Annotated in this window: 23 protein-coding genes and 2 riboswitches; of the genes, 18 read left to right on the forward strand and 5 right to left on the reverse strand. The window is 46.9% G+C overall.

From position 1 onward, the window contains the following. Positions 1-97 precede the first annotated feature (97 nt). Positions 98-397: a hypothetical protein gene (locus E4665_RS10330; RefSeq protein ID WP_135348723.1), complete on the reverse strand. Its 300-nt coding sequence runs from the start codon at positions 395-397 to the stop codon at positions 98-100. A gap of 82 nt (positions 398-479) precedes the next feature. On the opposite strand from E4665_RS10330, the gene ssuE reads away from it, so the two are divergent. From ssuE to E4665_RS10405, 15 genes are all read left to right on the forward strand, one after another. Continuing rightward, complete coding sequence (gene ssuE, locus E4665_RS10335; RefSeq protein ID WP_135348724.1) at positions 480-1,043, forward strand: NADPH-dependent FMN reductase; 564 nt, start codon at positions 480-482, stop codon at positions 1,041-1,043. Continuing rightward, entirely contained in the window at positions 1,043-1,825 is a 783-nt protein-coding gene (locus E4665_RS10340; protein WP_174845482.1) for a polyphosphate kinase 2 family protein, read from the forward strand. The genes ssuE and E4665_RS10340 overlap by 1 nt, the downstream gene beginning before the upstream one ends. A gap of 154 nt (positions 1,826-1,979) precedes the next feature. Then, positions 1,980-3,515, forward strand: coding sequence for a Ppx/GppA family phosphatase (locus E4665_RS10345; RefSeq protein WP_135348726.1), 1,536 nt, complete (start codon positions 1,980-1,982; stop codon positions 3,513-3,515). Positions 3,516-3,641: 126 nt separating this feature from the next. Continuing rightward, positions 3,642-4,646, forward strand: a complete 1,005-nt coding sequence (gene galE, locus E4665_RS10350; RefSeq protein ID WP_135348727.1) for a UDP-glucose 4-epimerase GalE — start codon at positions 3,642-3,644, stop codon at positions 4,644-4,646. Between the two features lie 300 nt (positions 4,647-4,946). After that, positions 4,947-5,453, forward strand: coding sequence for a YcxB family protein (locus E4665_RS10355; protein ID WP_135348728.1), 507 nt, complete (start codon positions 4,947-4,949; stop codon positions 5,451-5,453). A gap of 184 nt (positions 5,454-5,637) precedes the next feature. Next, positions 5,638-5,751: riboswitch (SAM riboswitch) on the forward strand. Between the two features lie 121 nt (positions 5,752-5,872). Beyond that, on the forward strand, positions 5,873-6,691 hold the full coding sequence (locus tag E4665_RS10360; protein ID WP_135348729.1) for a MetQ/NlpA family ABC transporter substrate-binding protein: 819 nt from the start codon (positions 5,873-5,875) through the stop codon (positions 6,689-6,691). 12 nt (positions 6,692-6,703) lie between these two features. After that, entirely contained in the window at positions 6,704-7,717 is a 1,014-nt protein-coding gene (locus tag E4665_RS10365; RefSeq protein ID WP_135348730.1) for a methionine ABC transporter ATP-binding protein, read from the forward strand. Between the two features lies 1 nt (position 7,718). Beyond that, a complete protein-coding gene (locus tag E4665_RS10370; protein WP_135348731.1) occupies positions 7,719-8,381 on the forward strand; it encodes a methionine ABC transporter permease in 663 nt (220 codons plus the stop codon). Between the two features lie 168 nt (positions 8,382-8,549). Beyond that, positions 8,550-8,765, forward strand: a complete 216-nt coding sequence (locus E4665_RS10375; RefSeq protein ID WP_135348732.1) for a helix-turn-helix transcriptional regulator — start codon at positions 8,550-8,552, stop codon at positions 8,763-8,765. Further along, entirely contained in the window at positions 8,762-9,235 is a 474-nt protein-coding gene (locus tag E4665_RS10380; protein ID WP_135348733.1) for a DUF2178 domain-containing protein, read from the forward strand. Before E4665_RS10375 ends, E4665_RS10380 begins: the two co-directional genes overlap by 4 nt. 81 nt (positions 9,236-9,316) lie before the next feature. Further along, entirely contained in the window at positions 9,317-9,727 is a 411-nt protein-coding gene (psiE, locus tag E4665_RS10385) for a phosphate-starvation-inducible protein PsiE (protein WP_135348734.1), read from the forward strand. A gap of 117 nt (positions 9,728-9,844) precedes the next feature. After that, positions 9,845-10,774, forward strand: coding sequence for a manganese-dependent inorganic pyrophosphatase (locus E4665_RS10390; protein ID WP_135348735.1), 930 nt, complete (start codon positions 9,845-9,847; stop codon positions 10,772-10,774). 144 nt (positions 10,775-10,918) lie between these two features. Then, entirely contained in the window at positions 10,919-11,665 is a 747-nt protein-coding gene (gene nfsA, locus E4665_RS10395) for an oxygen-insensitive NADPH nitroreductase (RefSeq protein ID WP_135348736.1), read from the forward strand. A 3-nt stretch (positions 11,666-11,668) separates the two neighbouring features. After that, positions 11,669-12,514 (forward strand): M50 family metallopeptidase, encoded by an 846-nt coding sequence (locus E4665_RS10400; RefSeq protein WP_135348737.1) that lies wholly within the window; start codon positions 11,669-11,671, stop codon positions 12,512-12,514. A 28-nt stretch (positions 12,515-12,542) separates the two neighbouring features. Then, positions 12,543-13,595: a lactonase family protein gene (locus E4665_RS10405; RefSeq protein ID WP_135348738.1), complete on the forward strand. Its 1,053-nt coding sequence runs from the start codon at positions 12,543-12,545 to the stop codon at positions 13,593-13,595. 130 nt (positions 13,596-13,725) lie between these two features. On the opposite strand, the gene E4665_RS10410 is transcribed toward E4665_RS10405, so the two are convergent. Together E4665_RS10410 and E4665_RS10415 are read right to left on the reverse strand one after the other, a co-directional pair. Beyond that, complete coding sequence (locus E4665_RS10410; protein ID WP_135348739.1) at positions 13,726-13,923, reverse strand: hypothetical protein; 198 nt, start codon at positions 13,921-13,923, stop codon at positions 13,726-13,728. Between the two features lie 78 nt (positions 13,924-14,001). Then, complete coding sequence (locus E4665_RS10415) at positions 14,002-14,253, reverse strand: YuzB family protein (protein ID WP_241654803.1); 252 nt, start codon at positions 14,251-14,253, stop codon at positions 14,002-14,004. 89 nt (positions 14,254-14,342) lie between these two features. On the opposite strand from E4665_RS10415, the gene E4665_RS10420 reads away from it, so the two are divergent. Continuing rightward, positions 14,343-15,017, forward strand: coding sequence for a helix-turn-helix transcriptional regulator (locus E4665_RS10420; protein WP_135348740.1), 675 nt, complete (start codon positions 14,343-14,345; stop codon positions 15,015-15,017). A gap of 224 nt (positions 15,018-15,241) precedes the next feature. Here E4665_RS10420 and E4665_RS10425 read toward each other — a convergent pair whose 3' ends face one another. After that, positions 15,242-15,871, reverse strand: a complete 630-nt coding sequence (locus tag E4665_RS10425) for a superoxide dismutase (RefSeq protein ID WP_135348741.1) — start codon at positions 15,869-15,871, stop codon at positions 15,242-15,244. A 178-nt stretch (positions 15,872-16,049) separates the two neighbouring features. Beyond that, positions 16,050-17,387: a 5'-deoxyadenosine deaminase gene (locus tag E4665_RS10430; RefSeq protein ID WP_135348742.1), complete on the reverse strand. Its 1,338-nt coding sequence runs from the start codon at positions 17,385-17,387 to the stop codon at positions 16,050-16,052. A 46-nt stretch (positions 17,388-17,433) separates the two neighbouring features. Next, positions 17,434-17,534, reverse strand: a riboswitch (purine riboswitch). Between the two features lie 337 nt (positions 17,535-17,871). On the opposite strand from E4665_RS10430, the gene E4665_RS10435 reads away from it, so the two are divergent. Next, positions 17,872-18,876 carry a dimethylarginine dimethylaminohydrolase family protein gene (locus tag E4665_RS10435; protein ID WP_241654810.1) on the forward strand — a complete coding sequence of 335 codons (1,005 nt, stop codon included), beginning with the start codon at positions 17,872-17,874 and terminating at the stop codon, positions 18,874-18,876. 20 nt (positions 18,877-18,896) lie between these two features. Next, positions 18,897-20,558: a M20/M25/M40 family metallo-hydrolase gene (locus E4665_RS10440; protein ID WP_135348744.1), complete on the forward strand. Its 1,662-nt coding sequence runs from the start codon at positions 18,897-18,899 to the stop codon at positions 20,556-20,558. Positions 20,559-20,562: the final 4 nt, after the last annotated feature.

Raw genomic sequence — 20,562 nt, forward strand, 5'->3', positions numbered from 1 at the left:
AGCAACAGACAAGATTTAACACAGAGCCCAAAGTTAGAACGGAACAGAAGATAAAAAAGGGGATCCGTATGGCTTCACGCGGATCCCCTTGTGTCACTTATTTTTTATCCTGCTTATGTTCAGGACCGCAATCGTGCCCGTCTCCGGTTCTCTGGGCACGTTCTTTTTCTTCAATAGAATGTTCATCCAGCGGCTGGGCAAATTCTTCATTTGCAAGGTTTTCCGACTTCTGTTGCTGGTTTTTCAAGTTTTCGGCTTTCAAATTAAAATCGGACATTTGACTCACAGCTTTCTCTAAGATTTTGGCGCTTTGTCGCCATTCATTAGTGTGAACTGTTTTTCCGCAATTATGCTGATCTGCGGTCAATAATGGAAACAGGAGATCAAGGGTTTGCAACTGTTAACTGCCTCGTTCATAATCTGAAGAGACAAAGAAAAAATGAACATGGTCTGCCGTGTTTTGGAATAAGAGGGGTAATATGAATAAAGTGGTGATATTATCAGGCAGTCCTGCTCCAGGATCGCGCACGGAAAAGGTTCTTCAGTTTATGGGGGATAAGCTTCAGGAGCATGGCGTTTCAGTAAAAATCATATCTGTTCGCGAAGTGTCGCCGGAAACGCTTTTTCACGCTGATTTTCAAGCCCGGGAGATCCACAGAATTGCGGATTTTCTGGCCGGCGCAGACGGATGTATCGTCGCTTCGCCGGTTTACAATGTTTCTCTGACGGGCGTGTTAAAAGCGCTGCTAGACGTGCTTCCAAGAGATATTTTCAGTGGCATGCCGGTCCTGCCCATGATGACGGGGGGAACTGAGAAACATTTTATGGCTTTGGACTATGCACTCAAACCGGTGCTTGCTTTTATGAAGGGCGATATTCTGCGAGGAATTTATGTGATGGACAAACAAATCAGCCGCACCGGGAATCCGCCGATCAAGGATGAGGAAACACTTCGGCGTATGGATGGCCAGTTAGCCGAACTGCTGGGGCGCATGAAACTGAAGGAAAGTACGTTATGCGGGGATGCCGAAGTTAAGGGGTGATTCAGATGGATCGTTTGAGCGATACAGATCTGACAAAGACGATTAAAACCCGAAATGAGTATGAAAAAAAGTTAAAAAAGTATCAGTTAAGGCTTCTTTCATTGCAGCATTTGCTCTTCGAAGAGAACATCGCGGTCATCTTTGTTTTTGAAGGATGGGATGCAGCGGGAAAAGGCGGTACAATCAGACGGGCCGTCGCCAATCTTGATCCCAGAGGTGTGCGGGTGACGTCTATTGCTGCGCCTGCCCCTCATGAAAAACGATATCATTATATGCAGCGGTTCTGGAGAAAAATTCCCCAGTTTGGACAAGTGGCTATTTTTGACCGATCATGGTACGGGCGCGTACTTGTTGAGCGAGTGGAAGGTTTCGCGGAAAAAAAAGAGTGGAAACGGGCTTATAGAGAAATCAACAGCTTTGAAAAACTGCTGACAGATGACCACTACATTATTGAAAAATTCTGGCTGCATATCAGCAAAGAGGAACAGTATAAACGTTTTAAAGAGCGTGAAAGCAATCCGATGAAACACTGGAAAATAACAGATGAAGACTGGCGGAACCGGGCGAAATGGGACAAGTATCTGACCGCGGCCGAAGAAATGTTTGAAAAAACCGATCAGCCCTATGCACCGTGGCACATCATTCCGGCCAACAGCAAGTGGTACGCCCGTGTGGCAGTCATCCGGCAGATGGTTCAGGCGATCGAAAACGATCTGAAAAAACGCGGTGTCACGCTGCCCACTTATCCGGATCTTCGGTCGAAAGATAAGGCGGAGAAATAAACCTTCAAGATCATTCAAACGAGACACGTGGCGTGGCAGAAAATGATTGTCAGCAACAATGGATGCAGTAAGCGATACTTCATTTAAACCTGATCGTTGCAAGTGTCGGCCGGACATGTTTACGCACCAATATTAATTGAGAGGAGTGGGCGTATTGGAAATTGTACAGAAGCACGCAATGATTGATATTGGCTCTAATTCAATACGTCTTGTTGTCATCGGGATAGACAGGGATTATTTTTTCGAGGAATTATTGAATTTTAAAGCTGTTGCCCGATTAAGCAATTACATAGATGCAAGTGAAAATCTGAGCGAAAGAGGCATTGCTGTCCTGCTGACCGTTCTCGATCGCTTTCAGTCGATTATTTCGCGTGAAAGAAAGGTGACCATTGTTGACGTGGTGGCAACGGCGGCGATGCGCAAAGCAAAAAACAGGGATCAGGTTATTGCACGTGTTAAGGAGCGTACTGGTCTCAGTGTCCGGCTGCTGTCCGGTTTAAAAGAAGCCTATTATGGCTATTATGCCATCATAAACTCAACATTCATTGAAAATGGTATCTCAATTGATATTGGCGGCGGGAGTACTGAAGTCACCATGTTCCGTAATCGTGAACTGATTCATGCGCACTCCTTTCCGTTTGGCGCCGTCACTTTGTACCAAACTTATTTTGCGAGTGGTGACCCCCAGGCTGAGTCCAGGCTCGAATCCTTTCTGAAAAGGACATTCTCCCAGTTTGACTGGCTGGTTGGCCAGGGACTTCCAGTAATCGGAGTTGGCGGTACGGCGCGAAACCTGGCAAAAATTGATCAGGTTCGCCAGCACTATCCGATGGTTGGTTTGCATCAGTATACGATCCCGCGTGAACGATTAGCCAATCTGACCCATGAGCTGGCTCTGATCGGTCAGGAAGCACGGGAAAATATGGATGGGCTGTCCAAGGACCGGTCGGATATTATTGTGCCTGCCTCTGCGGTCATCAATATGCTCGTGCAAATGAACAGCGGTGAAACGTTCACACTCAGTAATGAAGGTTTGCGCGAAGGTGTCTTCTTTGAATGGATGCTGCATCAAAGGGGTGTGGAGAAAATTCCGTATGTCCTGAATGAAAGCATTCGCCATCTCAGACACAATTTTAATCTGGATTCCAGCCATACCAGTTATGTGAAGGCACTGGCCTTTCAGCTATTGAATGGAATCATTCCGGTGATTGTCAGTAAATTTTCTGACAAGAGGATGGCGTGGGTGCTGTCCCACAGCGCGGACCTGGCTTATATTGGCGAGTACGTGAACAATGAATCGAGCAGTGCGCATACATTTTATTTATTGACGAACATCAGCATTAACGGAATCAGTCACCATAACAGACTTGCTCTTGCCTTGGTTGCCTCGTTCAAAAATCGTGAAAAAATGCTTGATTTTGCTGCGCCTTATGCAGGGATGGCCAGCAAAGATGAACTGAAAATGTACGAAATGCTCGGGGCCGTTCTCAGACTGGCTCATGACTTTGACCGGACAAGGCAACATGTTGTGGATGAAGTGAAAGTTAAAGTCTCCAAAAAAAAGCTGCTGCAGTTGACCGCTTACTACCATGACGATGCTTTTTTTGAAGAACAGGCCGCCCAAAAGCATAAAAAACATCTGGAGCGGGCCCTGAATTTGCCGGTAGCCATCCGGTTTATTAAACACTGATCGGAAGGACCTGCGCCAGTTAATTCTGACATCAGTCCTTGTCAAAACCGGAGAATAGGCGGAAAATGAAAGTGTTTGGAAATTCAAATAATCTGTATCTGTAAGTTCATCGGGAGGAGTCAGGTTATGTCAATCTTAGTTTTGGGCGGTGCAGGATATATTGGTTCGCACGCCGTTTATCAGCTGATTGATGCCGGAGAAGATGTTGTCGTTGTCGATAATCTGCAGACCGGCCACAAGGAAGCGCTGCATCCGCAGGCTAAATTCTATCAGGGAGATATCCGCGATAAAGCGTTTCTCGATTCGGTTTTTAAAAATGAAAAAATTGACGGAGTGATTCATTTCGCGGCTAATTCGCTCGTCGAGGAGTCTGTTGAAAAACCGTTGAAGTATTTTAACAACAACGTCTACGGTATGCAGATTCTTCTTGAAGTGATGAAGGACAACAATGTGAAGCATATTGTCTTTTCATCGACTGCGGCGACTTACGGTGAGCCGAAGCAGGTTCCGATCACTGAAGAGATGCAGACAATGCCAACCAACCCCTATGGCGAAACAAAACTCGCGATGGAAAAAATGATGAAGTGGTGCGATCGCGCTTATGGAATGAAGTTTGTTGCGCTGCGTTATTTCAACGTTGCCGGAGCGAGCAAGAAGGGAAAAATCGGCGAAGATCACCATCCAGAGACACACCTGATTCCGATTGTTCTGCAGGTGGCGGCCGGAGAACGTGAAAAAATATTAATTTTCGGTGATGATTATCCGACCAAAGATGGTACGTGCATCCGTGACTACGTGCATATTGAAGACCTGATTGCTGCGCATCGTCTGGCCCTCAGCTACCTGCTGAAGGGCGGTCAGAGCGATGTCTTCAATCTTGGCTCGAATGAAGGATTCTCAGTCAAAGAGATTATTGAAGCCGCGCGCAAAGTGACTGGCAAATCAATACCTGCTGAAATAGCACCACGCCGGGCCGGTGATCCCAGCACACTCATTGCTTCGTCGGACAAGGCAAAGAAAGTGCTCGGATGGAAACCGGAACACACAAACATCCCGGAAATTCTGGCAGATGCCTGGTCGTGGCACAGCAGCCACCCGAAAGGTTACGCGACTTTGGTAGAAAACAAATAAGTAATTGAGCTTCCCGCGAGTGGGGAGCTTTTTTGTTTGTAACGGCGATTCAGGCGTAGAAGACGAAAACAGTGCAATAGAAAATTGAAAGTCAAAGTTCGAATTCAACCTAATTAAGTGAAAATTCAACCGAATCAGATTAAAGTTCAACCCAATTTAAGAAGTTCAACACGAATGATAGAAGCTTTAGCATAATCTAGAGTTCAAGGCTAGAGGTTTTTACTATGAATTAAACGAATATTATACCAAACAGTCATTCGGCGAGTATTTAAAAAAAATCGATATGGAAGTGATCAGCCTATGGAGAATAACGACATTAATTTCATCGGCAAGTTGACTTTTAAAGAATATAGACAAGCAAGAAGCCATAAAATGAGAATGATTGATTGGATCGCCACTCTTTTGATATTGATCCTTGGCTTCTTAATTTATGCAAAAAACACGCCTTTGATAGCCTCAGTAATTATTTCTTTATTCTACACCCTTGTATTTGTTGTTTTATTGCAAATGATGTTATGGATCATTTATCGTATTCAATTTAAAACGGATCCAATTTTGAGGAATGAGCGTTGTTTTTCAGTTCAAAAGGATGGCCTTCATGTTTCTACTAAAAATTCTGAGGTGTTTTATGGGTGGGACGGACTTCGCTCCGCTTGTGACTATAAAAATATTTATTTGCTTTATGTGTCAGCGCTAAGAATGATCATGATCCCCAAGAGATTTTTTGACAAAGAAGAAGAGATTGAAGCCTTCGAATGTTTATTGTCGGCTCATATTTCTTCTGAAAAAATTAAATTAAACAAATGATTTCATAAAATTTTTTGATGAATCATTGATAATCAGCATTGCTGGCGTAACAGGCCATGCCTTGACTTGGATCATATTCCGACAGATTTATACACTGGTGTAAAATTCCAATAAAAAAGGTACGACAAACTTTTGACACAAAGTCGATTTCCATGTACAATCAAATCACTAACCAATTAAATACTTCTTATCCAGAGCGGCGGAGGGACAGGCCCGATGAAACCCGGCAACCCAATTGATTCATAGATTAAGGTGCTAATTCCTGCAAAATCCAAATCCGGATTTTGAAAGATAAGAGAAGAATCGGAAACGAACAGCTTCTCTTGCCGGAGAAGCTGTTTTTTTTACCGCATTTCTCTGGATCTGAGTATTCGTGTTGGAAGACTAAGCCATCATATAACGATTTGGGGGAAAGCAGATTGAAAAAATTCGTCAAGGTAATGTCAGTTTTACTGACTCTTACAGTAGTATTCGCACTTTCAGCATGTGGTAATGGATCTTCAGGTGCCCTGAGCACAAAAGAAGTCACCGTGGGTGTGACAGGGGGACCGCATCAGCAGGTTATGGAAGAAGTGGCAAAATTGGCTAAGAAAGACGGCCTGACCATCCATCTGAAGGTGTTTAATGACTACAATCAGCCGAACATCGCGCTGAATGATAAGGAACTGGATGCAAACAGTTACCAGACGCTTCCTTTCCTGAAGAACCAGATTCAGAATAAGGGCTACAAGATTACGGACGCTTTTAAAACTGTTGCATTCCCAATGGGCATTTACTCAAAAAGCATTAAGAGTTTAAGCGATTTGAAGAACGGCGACAAAATCGCTGTACCAAACGACCCGGCCAACGAACTTCGCGCATTGCAGTTGTTTGAAAAAGCGGGTGTCATTAAGCTGAAAAAGGGATCCGACATCACATCCACAAAACGCGATGTCATCAGCAATCCGAAGCATCTGCAGATTATCGAGCTCGATGCGGCTCAGCTTCCGAAGCAGCTGGACGAAGTAGCTGCGGCCGGTATCAATACGAACTTCGCGATGGGCGCGGGCCTGACGGTTCTGAAAGATTCCATTTATCATGAGCCGTTGGTTAATAATCCATATCCGAACTATTTCGTTGTCCGCACAGAGAATAAAAATGATCCGGTTGTGAAAACCATTGAAAAATACTATCATTCTTCTGAAGTTAAAGCATTCATCCAGAAACAATTCGGCGGTTCTGTTGTTCCGGCGTGGTAAGGAGTTATTGCAATGATTCAGTTACAGAATGTATCCAAAACATTTGTTACAGGAAAAAATAAGATTGAAGCGCTGAACGATGTCTCGCTGGAAATTCAAAAGGGCGAGATTTTCGGCGTTATTGGTTACAGCGGTGCAGGAAAGAGTACGCTGATCCGTTGCGTGAATCTGCTGGAGCATCCCACGAGCGGTTACGTTTTTGTGGATGGGACGGACATTGGCGGGCTGGGAAGTAACGATCTCCGGAAGCTTCGCCGGAAAATCGGCATGATTTTTCAGGGCTACAATCTCCTGGAAACGGCAAATGTTTATGATAATATCGCCATTCCGCTGAAACTTGCGGGGGTTCCGAAAAAAGTCATTAAAGAGAGAGCGGCAAAATATCTGGAGATTGTCGGCCTGCAGGACCGCAGTCAGGCATTTCCAAGTCAACTGTCCGGCGGTCAGAAACAGCGGGTGGCGATTGCCCGCGCGCTGGCTCATGAGCCGGAGGTTTTGCTCAGTGATGAGGCGACGAGTGCTCTTGACCCGGCGACGACGGATTCGATTCTCGAACTTCTGCTCAAGGTCAATCGAGAGCTTGGAATTACAATCTTCCTCATCACTCATGAACTGAACGTGATTCAGCGGATCTGCGACCGTGTAGCGGTTATGGAAAAAGGGCGGATTATTGAACAAGGTTCCGTCGTTGATATCTTTACAAAGCCTCGGGAACCTCTGACAAAGCAGTTTGTCCGGAATGAGTCCCGGTTCAAGATACCTGATCCGCTTCTCAAGGAGCTGCTTTCGACCGGTGAGCTTGTGAATCTGACCTTTCTTGGCGAATCGGCAAAAGATCCGGCACTCGCAACGCTTGCCCGGAAGTTCGATGTTCTGCCGAGCATTATCGCCGGTGGCATTGACCAGCTGAAGGATCAGTCGATCGGCAATCTGCTTGTACATCTTAAGGGAGAAACGGGCAAGATCAGGGACGCGGTAGACTTCTTGCAGTCGGAACATATTATTGTGGAAGAGGTGATCGGCTGACATGGCTGACTTTTTAAATCAATGGGGTTCTGCCATCTGGCAGGCATTTATTGAGACCATGGAAATGACCGCTATCGCCTTGATCCTGTCGGTCATTGTCGGCATTCCGCTGGGCGTTTTGCTGATTCTGACGCGCAAAAACGGCCAGGCGGAAAACCAGACCGTGTATGCGATTTTAAACACGGTCATTAATGTGATCCGTTCGATACCGTTCATTATTTTGCTTTTTCTGATCCTTCCGGTGACAAAGGCAGTTGCCGGGACAACCATCGGCGTTCAGGGTGTTATTTTTCCACTTGTTGTTTCGTGCGCGCCTTACATTGCCCGTCTGATGGAATCGGCGATGCTTGAAGTCGACCGCGGGGTAATCGAAGCGTATCAGTCGATGGGCATTTCCACACCGAAGATTGTCTGGTATGTGGTGATCCGCGAAGCGCGCTCATCCATTGTTCTGGGCCTGACAATCGCGACAATTGGCCTGATCGGCGAGACGGCGATGGCCGGCCTGGTCGGCGGCGGCGGGCTTGGGGATCTTGCCTATCAGTTCGGGTATACACGCTTTCAGCCGGATGTCATGTACGCCGTCATCATTATTCTGATCGTGATCGTCCAGTGTATCCAGTCGTTTGGCAATGCTTTTGCGAGAAGGCTGAAGAAAAACTGAAACATCAATAAATATATTGAGAATAGATGCAGCCTGTCCCCACAAATGGGGACGGCTGTTTTTTTAGGGAAAAAATTTCTAAAAGTTATTTGACTTTATGTTCAAACAGATGTTAAATTAGTTTAACAAAATGTTTATTCTGCCTTACATGTACGGGGTGATTCGCTGTTGTTTTTAAAAAATCGAGTTAAAGAGCTGAGAGCGCGGCATGATTGGACACAGGGGCAACTAGGAGACAGGGTTGGCGTGACAAGGCAAACCATTGCTTCAATTGAAAAGGGTGACTATGTCCCGTCACTCCTGCTGGGTTTGCAGATTTGCGATGCGTTTGGTCTGAACGTGGAAGAGGTATTTGAACTGGAAAAAGGAGGGATTGAAACGTGAAACGACTGATTTTTTCATTTGTGATGTCTGTGGCAATAATTCTTGCATTTGGTCTGGCAACGATTCCGATCATCCAATTGGCTGAAGGTTTTAAGGAATTGGTCCATTCGCATGGAAATTTTTTTATTGAAGTAAACCTTATGCCCATGGTTCCGTTACTCATATTGAGTGTGATTGAAAGGATCGACTTTTATATTGGGAAGAAGAAGAAAAGGAAACAGCCCTCTTTCTGGCAGTATCCACTCATCACGCCATCAGATGATGAGCGTGAACGGACGATCACAGCAAAAGCATCTTATGAAGCATTTCGCATCATTTGGATTGTTTTTCCGTTTTGTGGAGGATTGATGGTCTTTTATCCGGTCGTTCGCGATTTATTCCCGGCTTATCCTGTATTTATTTTGCTAATCATTCCTCTTGTCCAAGTGACGGTTTATTATCTCAAAATTAGGAAAATCTATTGTTCCTAAGACAGAAAAAAGGTATGAAAAGCATAGATGATCGAATAAACAAGAAGATGGTTCTGACAGAACCATAGGGGGGAAGACTCATTGGAAAATAATAATAAGAAAATTGACATTTTGATCACAACGGGGCTGCAATGGCTTCTGAATGTCGTATTGGCTGCGCTCGCTGTTATTCTGAGTGTCGCTCTTGTTAAAGAGACCTACCAGTTTTTCACTTATTTATTTTTAAGCGAAAATGCTTCATACTATCGCCTCCTTGAAGGGATTCTCGTTTACTTTCTGTACTTCGAATTTATCGCCCTGATTATCAAATACTTTCAGGCCCACTACCACTTCCCGCTGCGTTATTTTGTATACATCGGTGTCACGGCGATCGTGCGCCTGATTGTGGTCAGCCATGACGATCCACGTTCCGTTCTGCTTTATGCGCTTGCGATTTTAGTATTGGTCGGGGCTCTTTATATTGCCAATACAAAAATACTAAAGAGAGAGTAGCCGGAAGTGTAAGCGCATCGCTATTGAAATTCTGCGGCACATAAGGTATGGTTTTGTTGAGAGACTATGAACGGATGATTCGTGCGTAGCCAATATATGTGATTAAGGGGTAGAAAAATGGGAAAAGTGCTTGTTTTCGGGCATACGAGCCCTGATACAGATGCCATTGTTTCGGCCATTGCTTTTGCCGAACTGAAGAACAAACTCGGAGAGACCGTGGAACCCGTTCGTCTCGGGGCACTGAACGGCGAGACGGAATATGTTCTGAAACATTTTAATACTGATGCTCCCAGGCTGGTAAAGACGGTTTCTAATGAAGTGCCGGCTGTTTATCTGGTCGATCATAATGAGCCGCAGCAGAGCGCTGACGATATTGACAAGGTGGACGTGCTTTCTGTGGTCGATCATCACAGGATCTCAGGCTTCGAGACGAAGGCGCCGCTCTATTACCGGGCCGAGCCGGTCGGCTGTACGGCGACGATTCTTAATAAACTTTACAAGGAAAACGGTGTTGTTGTTCCGAAAACGATCGCTGGTTTGATGCTGTCAGCCATCATTTCGGACACGCTTCTTTTTAAATCGCCGACCTGCACGGATGAAGACGTCAAGGCTGCTAAAGAGCTTGAAGAAATTTCAGGTGTCGACACTCAGACCTATGGCCTTGCGATGCTCAAAGCGGGCACGAACATCGGCGACAAGTCTGCTGAAGAACTGATCAGACTGGATATGAAGCCATTCGAGATGGGCAAGTACAACGTCGAAATCGGACAGGTCAATGTGGTTGATTTTGATGATGCTCTGTCGCGTCAGGCAGAACTTGAGACAGCCATTAACAAAGAAATCGACGCGAAAAATCTTGACCTGTTTGTCCTCGCCGTAACGAATATTCTTACGAGCGACTCGAAAGCACTGATTCTTGGCAAGGCTGCCGCCGCTGCGGAAAAAGCCTTCCACATTGAACTTAAAAATAACACAGCAGTTCTTAAGGGTGTTGTTTCCAGAAAGAAACAGATCGTTCCTGTTCTGACAGAAGAATTGGCAAAATAATCCGTTCTATAACGGAAGAAAAAGCGGCGAGGATGGCAGTCACCCTCGCTGCTTTTTCTGTTTAAAGGCGTGATCCATGCGTGATACGGCCAGAAAAAGTATAATGAAGGAAAAATCACTTGAAATAAAGGAGATTCACACTAAATGAAGACGAATCCAGTCATCGAGACCTTGTTAAACCACCGTTCGATCCGTAAGTTTAAGGATCAGGCACTGACAGAGGACCAGATTGAACTGCTGGTTAAAAGCGCGCAGGCTGCTTCAACATCAAGCTTCACCCAATCCTATTCGATCATTGGCGTGGACGATCCTGAAATCAAAAAGCAGTTGAGAACGATTGCTTATAACTCGTCTTACGTTGAGCATAACGGCTTTTTTTTCGTTTTTGTGGCTGATCAGTACCGCAACAAAAAAATCGGCCAAAAATATAATGAAGACACCTCAGCTCTGGATACAACGCAACGATTAATCGTTGCCCTTGGCGATGCGTCATTCGCTGCTCAGAACATGGCTGTTGCTGCGGAATCAATGGGCCTTGGCATTTGCTACATCGGAAGTATACAGAATGATATCAATCGAACGGCTGAAATACTACAATTGCCGGATGATGTGTATCCCATTTTTGGCCTGGCCGTTGGCTATCCGGATCAGGAACCCGAAAAAAAACCGCGCCTTCCGTTTGATGTGATCTATCACAAGAATCACTATAACCCGGAGCCTTCAGAAGATGCCCTCAAAGCTTACGACGAAGAAGTAGGGAAGTATTACCGGACAAGAACCGGGGGAACGCGTGAGGAAACATGGACGGGGCAGATCGCTCAGGGACTTGAAAACCCATACCGGAAAGCCCTGAAGCCGTTCCTTGAAAAACAGCATCTGGGGCTTCGTTAAGCGGTGTCCGTCGCTCCATTTTTCTCCATCATTCTGAGCATCCTGTGGTCAAGCCTGGTTGAGTTTATATCATTTACAGGCGGACTTGTGCTCTGCGGTTTTATCTTGGGTTCCCTGGAGCGGCAGTCCAACAAAAATGTGATCCGGATTTTCGGAATTAAGGGCATTTACTTTACAGCGTGGCTCGGGACACCGGTTCATGAGCTGGGGCACGCGGTAATGTGCCTCATTTTCGGGCACAGGGTGACAGGGATTAAATTGCTTCAGGCAACTGCGCCCGACGGAACAATTGGTTACGTGACGCACGCGTACAATCCGGACAGCCTGTATCAGAAAACAGGCAACTTCTTTATCGGTCTCGCGCCGCTGGTCAGCGGCAGCTTGTCCATTTTTCTCTGCACCTATGTTCTGGTAAGAGACAGCTACCGGACGATTCTTGATTATTTGATCGGACGGCAACATTTTTCACTCCTTGATCCGGTGACATGGGTGACGTTTGGACAGACCGTCCGCTCCATCTTCTCCGGCCTGTTCTCGTGGGAAAATGCGGCCAATCCGGCATTTTGGCTTTTTTTCGTTCTTTCTTTGTGCATCGCTTCCCATATGTCGTTGAGCCGCGAAGATATCCGAGGTGCGGCCAGCGGCGCGGGGACCCTTTTTCTACTGATTGCAGTGGCGAACACGTTAAGCCGGTTTCTGGATCCGTCACTGAACGGCCAAATCACGTCATTGATCGGCCGGTTTAATTTTTGCCTGCTGCTTCTGTTGAGCCTGGCCATCGTTTTCTCAGTCATCAAAGTATTACTCAGCGGTATTTTGTATTTGAGTCTGCGGAGGCTTAACGGATAGGATAACTTTCAAGGCGGGAGGAAAGAGGATGAGTCAGTTTCAGGGATTTATCGGTACTTATACGAAGGGTGAGAGCAGAGGAATCTATGCTTTTACGCTGGACACGGTTAAAAAAACATTGTCACTGGACGGCCTGGCGGCTGAGCTGGGAAACCCGACTTATCTGGTTATCAGCGGAGATAACCGTCGTCTGTATTCAGTAATCAAAAAAGGTAGTCAGGGCGGAGTTGCGGCTTACTCCATTGATCAGGCGGGCCACCTGAAGAATCTAGGCGTCTGTGTTTCAGAAGGAGCGTCGCCATGCTATGTCAGTACGGATCGGGGGAACAGGACTGTTGTTTCCGCTAATTACCACAAAGGATCCGTGGACGTTTACCCAATCACTGATTCAGGTATCGTAGAGGCTTCGGATACGGACTGGCATAAAGGATCAGGTTCTGACCCTGAGCGGCAGGAGGGCCCGCATGTTCATTTCGTCGATTTTTCACCGGATGAACGCTTTATTGCATCGGTTGACCTTGGTACGGATCAGTTGACCGTTTACCGAGAAGAAGACGGAAGGCTGGTCGCACAAAGCGTATTGGATTTTACACCGGGAACCGGGCCGCGCCATCTGGCCTTTCATCCGTCCGCTCCTTACGCTTATGTGATGTCGGAGCTCAGCAACGAAATCATTGCTCTTCATTTTGATCATCAGTCCGGACAATTCTCGACGATCCAGACAATCAGCGCATTGCCGTCCGACTTTCAGGACCACAGCCAGGGCGCGGCGATCAAGATAACCTCGGACGGGCAGTATGTCTATGCCTCAAATCGAGGTGCAGACAGCATCGCGGTCTTTCGAGTCGATTCGGAATCGGGAAAACTGGATTTAGTGGAGCATGTTTCAACCCGGGGGAACTGGCCCCGCGACTTTGAACTGGATCCCACAGAACATTTTCTGATCGCTGCCAACCAGAATTCCGGCGACCTGTTTCTGTATGAACGGGATGTGGAGACAGGCCGGCTGTCTCCGCTCGAATCGTCTATTTCCGTTCCGGATCCGGTGTGCGTTAAATTTTTACATGCGTCTAAACCATAAATAAAAAAGGAACTTTCCCCTTGGGGGTAAAAGTTCCTTTTTTGTTTCATGACATGCAGTAAGACCCGAAAGGTATAACAGCGCCGAAATATCCATCATCCTATTAAAAATCGTCCTGATGGCAACCCAGTTATATCAGCGGCCGGTAAACTGCCTCAGTCGGCTGGTAAAATTCCGGATCCGGCTGGTAAATGTTAAAATCCGGCTGGTAAAGTCCCGAACTCGGCCGGTAAATGGTCAAACGGCGCTGGTAACGGCCGAAAAACGGTGCTGAATGAATAAAAAAGACAGAAAAGTCTATGGAGAACACAGATTCAGTCAGCACCATAAGATTAAAAGTGCCTCAGCAATTGTAGCAGTTGCGCATGATTCGTTTACTAATGGCATCTATAAAAATAGAATGATCTCAGGCAAGTTTTTCTATTTCTTCATTCACTTTCTGCTCGATTTTTTCCACACATTCCTCTACAGTCGGAGCGAAAATTCGTTGTCCATTCACAATGGCGAATGGGCGCATGCTGCACATGCCGCAAATATTCAGACAGTCATAGCTCATCACCGCCACCTCGGGATGGGCGGCGATCTTTTCCAGATGCTGCGGCGCGAGAAGATTATAATCACAGAGTTCGATCAGAATCAGTCCCATACCTTCCTGCATAAGCTCACCTCTTGACACTCTTGCTTAAAATGATTACGTTATTATTCATAAACCAAACAGTTTGTAAAATCAAGCAGGGGGGCTGTTTCGTGACAATCATAATGACCGGCACTAAAGGCAAAATTATGGATCTTCTGAAGGAGCAGGAAAGACTTTCTGCCCATGATCTGGCCGGTATATTGCAAATGACCGAGATGGGCGTGCGCAAGCATCTGATGTCTTTGATCCATGACGGGCTGGTTCAGGTTGAAGATATCAGAAAACCGGTCGGACGTCCGGTCCAGATCTTTTCGCTTGGTGAAAGAGCTGATCAGGTATTTCCGAAGAATTATGAAACAATGACTGTTCAACTTTTAAAAGATATTACGGATCTCTACGGCGATCAGGCTGTAGACACGCTGTTTGACAGGCGGAAAAACCGGCTCTTTATGGAGTATCAGGCGAAACTCGACAGCCGATCCGTTCCGGAGGCCAGAACCCGGAAGTTAAACGAGTTACGGATAAAGAACGGCTACATGAGCCGGCTGCGTCAAATCAATGATTCGACCTATGAACTGACGGAGTATAACTGTCCGATTTTTGAAGTCGCCCGGCAGTTCGGGGCGGCCTGCACGAATGAAACCAAGTTGTTTAAAGATGTGCTCAGAGCGGAAAGCGTGGAACGAATCGCGTGCCAGGCGGATGGCAGGGCCCATTGCCGATTTAGAATCACGTTTAAAGATAAACTTGGCGATGCCAAGTCTTTGACGCGAGCTGAATTCTAGTTTTTCGTATACTAATACCGCTAATCTATATTCTTATTTGTATAAGAAAAACCGGACAAGCCCGGTTCCTAATCATTGACCCTGTGTTATTGAGGTGTTGGATCAACGCTTCGACTCTTCGCTTTGAATCTCATCCAACGCACTGTTTTATTGACCAGATTTATACCTCTTTATCTTATAAAAAACAAAAGGGGTACCGGATGGCACCTCTTTTCTTTCACCGATTATTGAACGGCTTTGTTCCGTACTTTTTCATAGACATCGGATACAAAATCCCAGTTAATGACACTGAAGAAGTTCTTGATGTATTCCGGCCGTCTGTTCTGGTACTTAAGGTAGTAGGCATGTTCCCAGACATCGATGCCGAGCAGCGGGGTTTCGCCGTCCATCAGCGGGCTGTCCTGATTCGGCGTGTTCACGACCTTCAAACGGTTTTGGGTATCCAGGGAGAGCCAGGCCCATCCGGAACCAAATTGGCCAGTGGCAGCGGCTGTAAAAGCTTCTTTGAACGCTTCGAAACCGCCCAATTGGCTGTCTATGGCTTCTCTCAGACTTCCAGACGGTTCATGCGCACCGCCGGGGATCAAAATTTTCCAGAACAGGCTGTGATTGTAATGTCCGCCGCCGTTATTCCGTACAGCAGTCCGAATATCCTCAGGGACGTGTTCCAGGTGGGATACGAGATCGGTCAGTGACTGGTCTTTTAGCTCGGGGTGTTTGTCAAGGGCTGCGTTCAGGTTCGTGATATAGGTCTGATGATGTTTGTCATGATGAATCGTCATTGTTTCTTTATCAATGTAAGGTTCAATGGCATCGGGCGCGAATTCGAGTTCCGGCAGTTCAAACTGGCTCATAAAAGATCCCTCCTATTTTTTAAACTAAAAGGTATATTAACTACCCTTATATTAAATCAACAAATGGAAAGCCTTTCAATTATTCTGCTCAGATTAAAGGATTTAAATCGTACATTTCCATAGTAAAAAGGCCGGGCACGTGCCCGGCCTTAAAAAAGACTATTCAAACTTTTTTCAGTCACACCCGGATTCCGGTCCGTTTCATCAGCCGGGTGATCGCGCGTTCGGATTCTTTCAGAACAATCTTTTTATCGATCGTTTTCATCAACCGGTTTTCCATAACCACTTTCCCATTGATGATTGTGGTCTCGACATCCGTACTGATCGCAGAATAAACGATGCGGGAAATAGGATCTGTTCCGAATGAAGGGCTGCAGTGGAATTGGTTCATGTTGAGAATGGCCAGATCTGCCTTCTTCCCAGGCTCGATGCTGCCGATCTCATCTTCCATACCGACTGCGCGCGCTCCATCAATGGTTGCCATACGGAAAACGTGATGCGCGTCCATCGCAGTCGGTCCATTCGCCGGTTTATGGATCAGCGCTGCGAGCCGCATCTCATTGAACATGTCCAGATTGTTGTTGCATGGGGCTCCATCTGCCCCGAGACCGATATTGATCCCCATTCCGGCCATCTGCGGGACCGAGGCGATGCCCGAAGCGAGCTTCAGGTTAGATCCCGGGCAATGGCTGACATGTACGCCACGTTTCCTGATGATGGCCTTTTCTTCATCGGTGAGCCAGATGCAATGGGCAAGGATCAGCTTTTTTCCGGCGAGGCCGATATGATCCAGATAGATAATATTGCGCATCCCGGTATCATGTTCGACAATGGCGATCTCGCCGCGGTTCTCGGAAGCATGTGTGTGCACGAATACGCCGTACTGTTCGGCGAGGTCGCGGACCTGGACGAGCAGATCCTCTGTACAGGAAATGACAAAACGCGGGGCGAAAGCATAACGGATCCGCCCGCTATCATACCCGTTCCATTTTTCAAGAAGATTGACACTTTCCTGGATTGAATCTTCGGTTTTTTCCTGAAGACCTGCGGGCACGTCATCGCCTTTATCCATCATTACTTTCCCTGAAAGGGCGCGGATGCCGCTTTTGGCGATCGCTTCGAAAGCTTCATTTGTATGATGCACTGTTTCCATATCAACAATGGTCGTCGATCCGCCGGCAATCAGTTCACCGATGCCCAGCATAGCGGAGATATAAACAGAGTCTTCATCATGGGCAGCCTCCAGGGGCCAGATCCTCGTCCTGAGCCAGTCCATCAGTTGAAGGTCGTCGGCTTTTCCGCGGAAGAGTGTCTGGCAGAGGTGGATATGTGTCTGAATGAAACCGGGGATCACTGTTCTTCCGGAAGCGTCAATGACCTGATCAACATTTTCTTCATCAATAGACGCTCCGACTGATGAAATTTTGTCTCCCTCAATGAGAAGATCTCCTTTCACAATCTCTTCACGGGCATTCATTGTAATAATCTCAGCATTTTTGATCAGCAATTTGGCCAATCCTATTCACCTCCGAATATAAGAAACAAAAAAAGGGCTACGAAAAATATGCATGCATATTTTTCGTAGCCGGGAATTTACGGTTCCTCGGTAGAGACCCTCAAACCGTATTATTAAGGATATACGAAAACAGAAAGGATGAAGTTTACGGTCTTAATAATAGACGAATGAACGGAGAACGTCAAACGGATTGTCAGGATATCTGACCTTAAATATTTTTCTGGGAAAATAATCTGACATTTTCAATATATCTGTCACTTGGGTCTTGGATCAATGCATTTCCGGCGGGAAAACAAGTCTTGAAAAGGTCATGAGTCTGACTGCGTGTGTCAAAAAATATGCATGATGAATCTGTATAAAAATAGCTGATAGCTGACATAGAAAAATTTAAGTGTTGCTGTTTCGAATGTTATATTATTATAAAGAGTGTGGTCTTGTTAACTTTTATGCCACAATTTTTACTTCACGTCAATTTTTTGAAGGAGTGATCATTTTGTCGGTTTTACATAAATTTCTGGATGAAAACATGGTAAGGGATCCTTTTGAAAGCCGGAACCTGCTGGAAAAATACTGGGGGAGCGACTGGGGAAACAGCAACGCGGTCGGCAAAGTCCGCAAAGTGTTTGTACACCGGCCGGGCGAAGAGATTCTTGAATTAAACAAAGCAAAATACGAGCCGGAAGCACATGCGCGAATTTTGCGCGACACAGACGGAAGCATTGTCAGCTACTGTCTGAGCAAGGATCCGCTTAATCTGGAAAAGATGCAGGAGCAACACGACCGGATGACCTCCATCCTGAAGAAGGAGGGCGTGGAAGTGATTCCGCTGATGGATGACGGGGAGCTGTTGACCAACAACCTGTTTGCCCGTGATGTCGGCATGGTGATTCCCGGGGGCCTGATTCTTACCCGGTTCGCTTTGAAGTTCAGGGTTGGTGAAACACGCAGGACCCTGAAAACGGCGGGAAAGATCGGCATGCCCGTTCTCGCCTCCATTCAGGGCGAAGGGTTTGTCGAGGGCGGAAGTTTCATGGTTTTGGACAAGAAAACCGCGATCACCGGTCGTTCGATCCGCGTCAATCAGGCGGGCATCGATCAGCTGCGGGCGATTCTTTCTTGGCAGGGTATGGACTTGATTGTTGTCGATCTGCCGTCAAGCATGATTCATCTGGATGAAGTATTTAATATGGTGGATGTGGATAAGGCGCTTGTCGACCCTTCCAATCTGCCGCACTGGTTCCTTCAGGAGCTTCAGGCCCGCGGGATTCATCTGATCTATACCGATCCGCTTGATCCCCCGATGACGACCAATTGCCTGTGCCTGGCTCCGGGAAAGGTGCTGTTCACATCACTTGGAACGCGAACGATTGACGCGCTTGAAAAAGCGGGCGTAGAAGTCATAGCTATTCCAGTGGATGAACTGAATAAGATGGGTGGAGGCATTCATTGCTCGTCCCTTGTGCTGCAGCGTGACAACCTGGATGACTAATGATTAAAGAGGGGATTTCCATGTATCATGAGATCAAAGATCTGCCACAGGAAGAACAGGCGGAACAAATCGCCCGCGCGCTCGTCAGTGTAAAAAGTGTCAACGGGACATCCGGAGAAGTGGCCATTGCCGAAAAACTGGAGGCGATCCTCCGGTCATTCCCGTACTTTCAGGAGCATCCGGATCAGGTATGGACGCAGGAACTGAAAGATGATCCGCTGGACAGAAAAAACGTGTTTGCTTTGCTTGAGAGTGAAGAATCCAAGGGTCGGACGGTCATTTACCATGGACATATGGATACAGTTGGCATTGACGACTTCGGCGCGCTGGAGGAGCACGCTCTGGATCCGGATTTCCTGCTGGAATACTTCAAAAATTTTGATAAGGACAGCGATGTTCAGAAGGACGCGGCGAGCGGTGACTGGCTGTTCGGCCGTGGCATGCTGGACATGAAAAGCGGCGACGCGGTCCATCTGGCCAATCTCCTCTACTATTCGGAGCACCGTAATCTGCTGAAGGGCAGCCTGCTCGTCATGTTCAATCCTGTGGAAGAGAATGACCATGAGGGAGTCATGGAAGCTGCGGACGAGCTGATCCGGCTGAAACATGAAAAACATCTGGACTATCGGCTGGCGATCAACGCCGATTTTGTCAGTCCGCTCTATAAAGGGGATCCGACCCGCTATGTTTACACTGGTTCTGCGGGAAAACTCCTCGGCTGTTTTTATATCAGAGGGCGTGAAACTCATGTCGGGGAAACACTGGCGGGCGTCGATCCGACCCTGATTGCGAGTCGGCTCAACAACGCGCTGAATAATCAGATGGACTGCGCTGAACAGATTCCGGGTGAGGTCGTGCTGCCGCCGTCCTGTCTGTACTTACGCGACCGCAAGGCTTTTTACAATGTTCAGACCGCCGGTGCAACGTATCTGTACTTTAACTATTTTCTTTATGAACGGTCTCCGAAAGCAGCGCTCAGACAGTTGAAAGAAACGGCTGAAAAAGCCTGCGTGGATCTGAAATACTTTCTTGAAGAGCAATATGCCGTCTTCGCTGAAAACGGACGCCTGAAGGGAAACGCCCCCGACTGGTCAGTCGAGGTGACGACTTACAGTGAATTTGCTGAGAAGCTCCGCTCTGCGGGTATCAATGTTGATCAGGTGACTGAGAAAACGGTTCAGGAGAATAGGAATGAAGACTTCCGCCAGACCAGTTTCAAAATCATCGAAGCTCTGGAAGCGGAGGCCGGGGACAAAAAACCGAAGGTCATTGTCTTTTTTGCTCCCCCGTATTGTCCGCATAACTTCCTGCGGAAAGAAGTCGCGGAAGAACAGCGTTGTGACGCGTTGATTGACCGGATTCTGACGAAGGCTGAAAAAGCAACCGGCGAACCGTTTGCTAAGAAACGGTTTTTCCCGTATCTGGCGGATAGCAGTTATCTGGCGATGAGTGAGACCGCGGATGAAACGGAGGAGATCATCGAAAATTTTCCTGGATGGGGCAGAACGTACAGTATCCCGCTTGAGAAAATCCGGGAACTGAACATTCCGGTTCTTGATATGGGTGTCTATGGCAAGCGCGCACACACCTGGATGGAACGTGTTTATAAACCTTATTCCTACGGTGTGCTCCCGGGGCTGATCCGTGAGATGACCGAAGGGATCCTCACGCCGGGCGAGTAAAGCC

The sequence above is a fragment of the Sporolactobacillus shoreae genome, from assembly GCF_004684935.1.
Classification (GTDB): domain Bacteria; phylum Bacillota; class Bacilli; order Bacillales; family Sporolactobacillaceae; genus Sporolactobacillus; species Sporolactobacillus shoreae.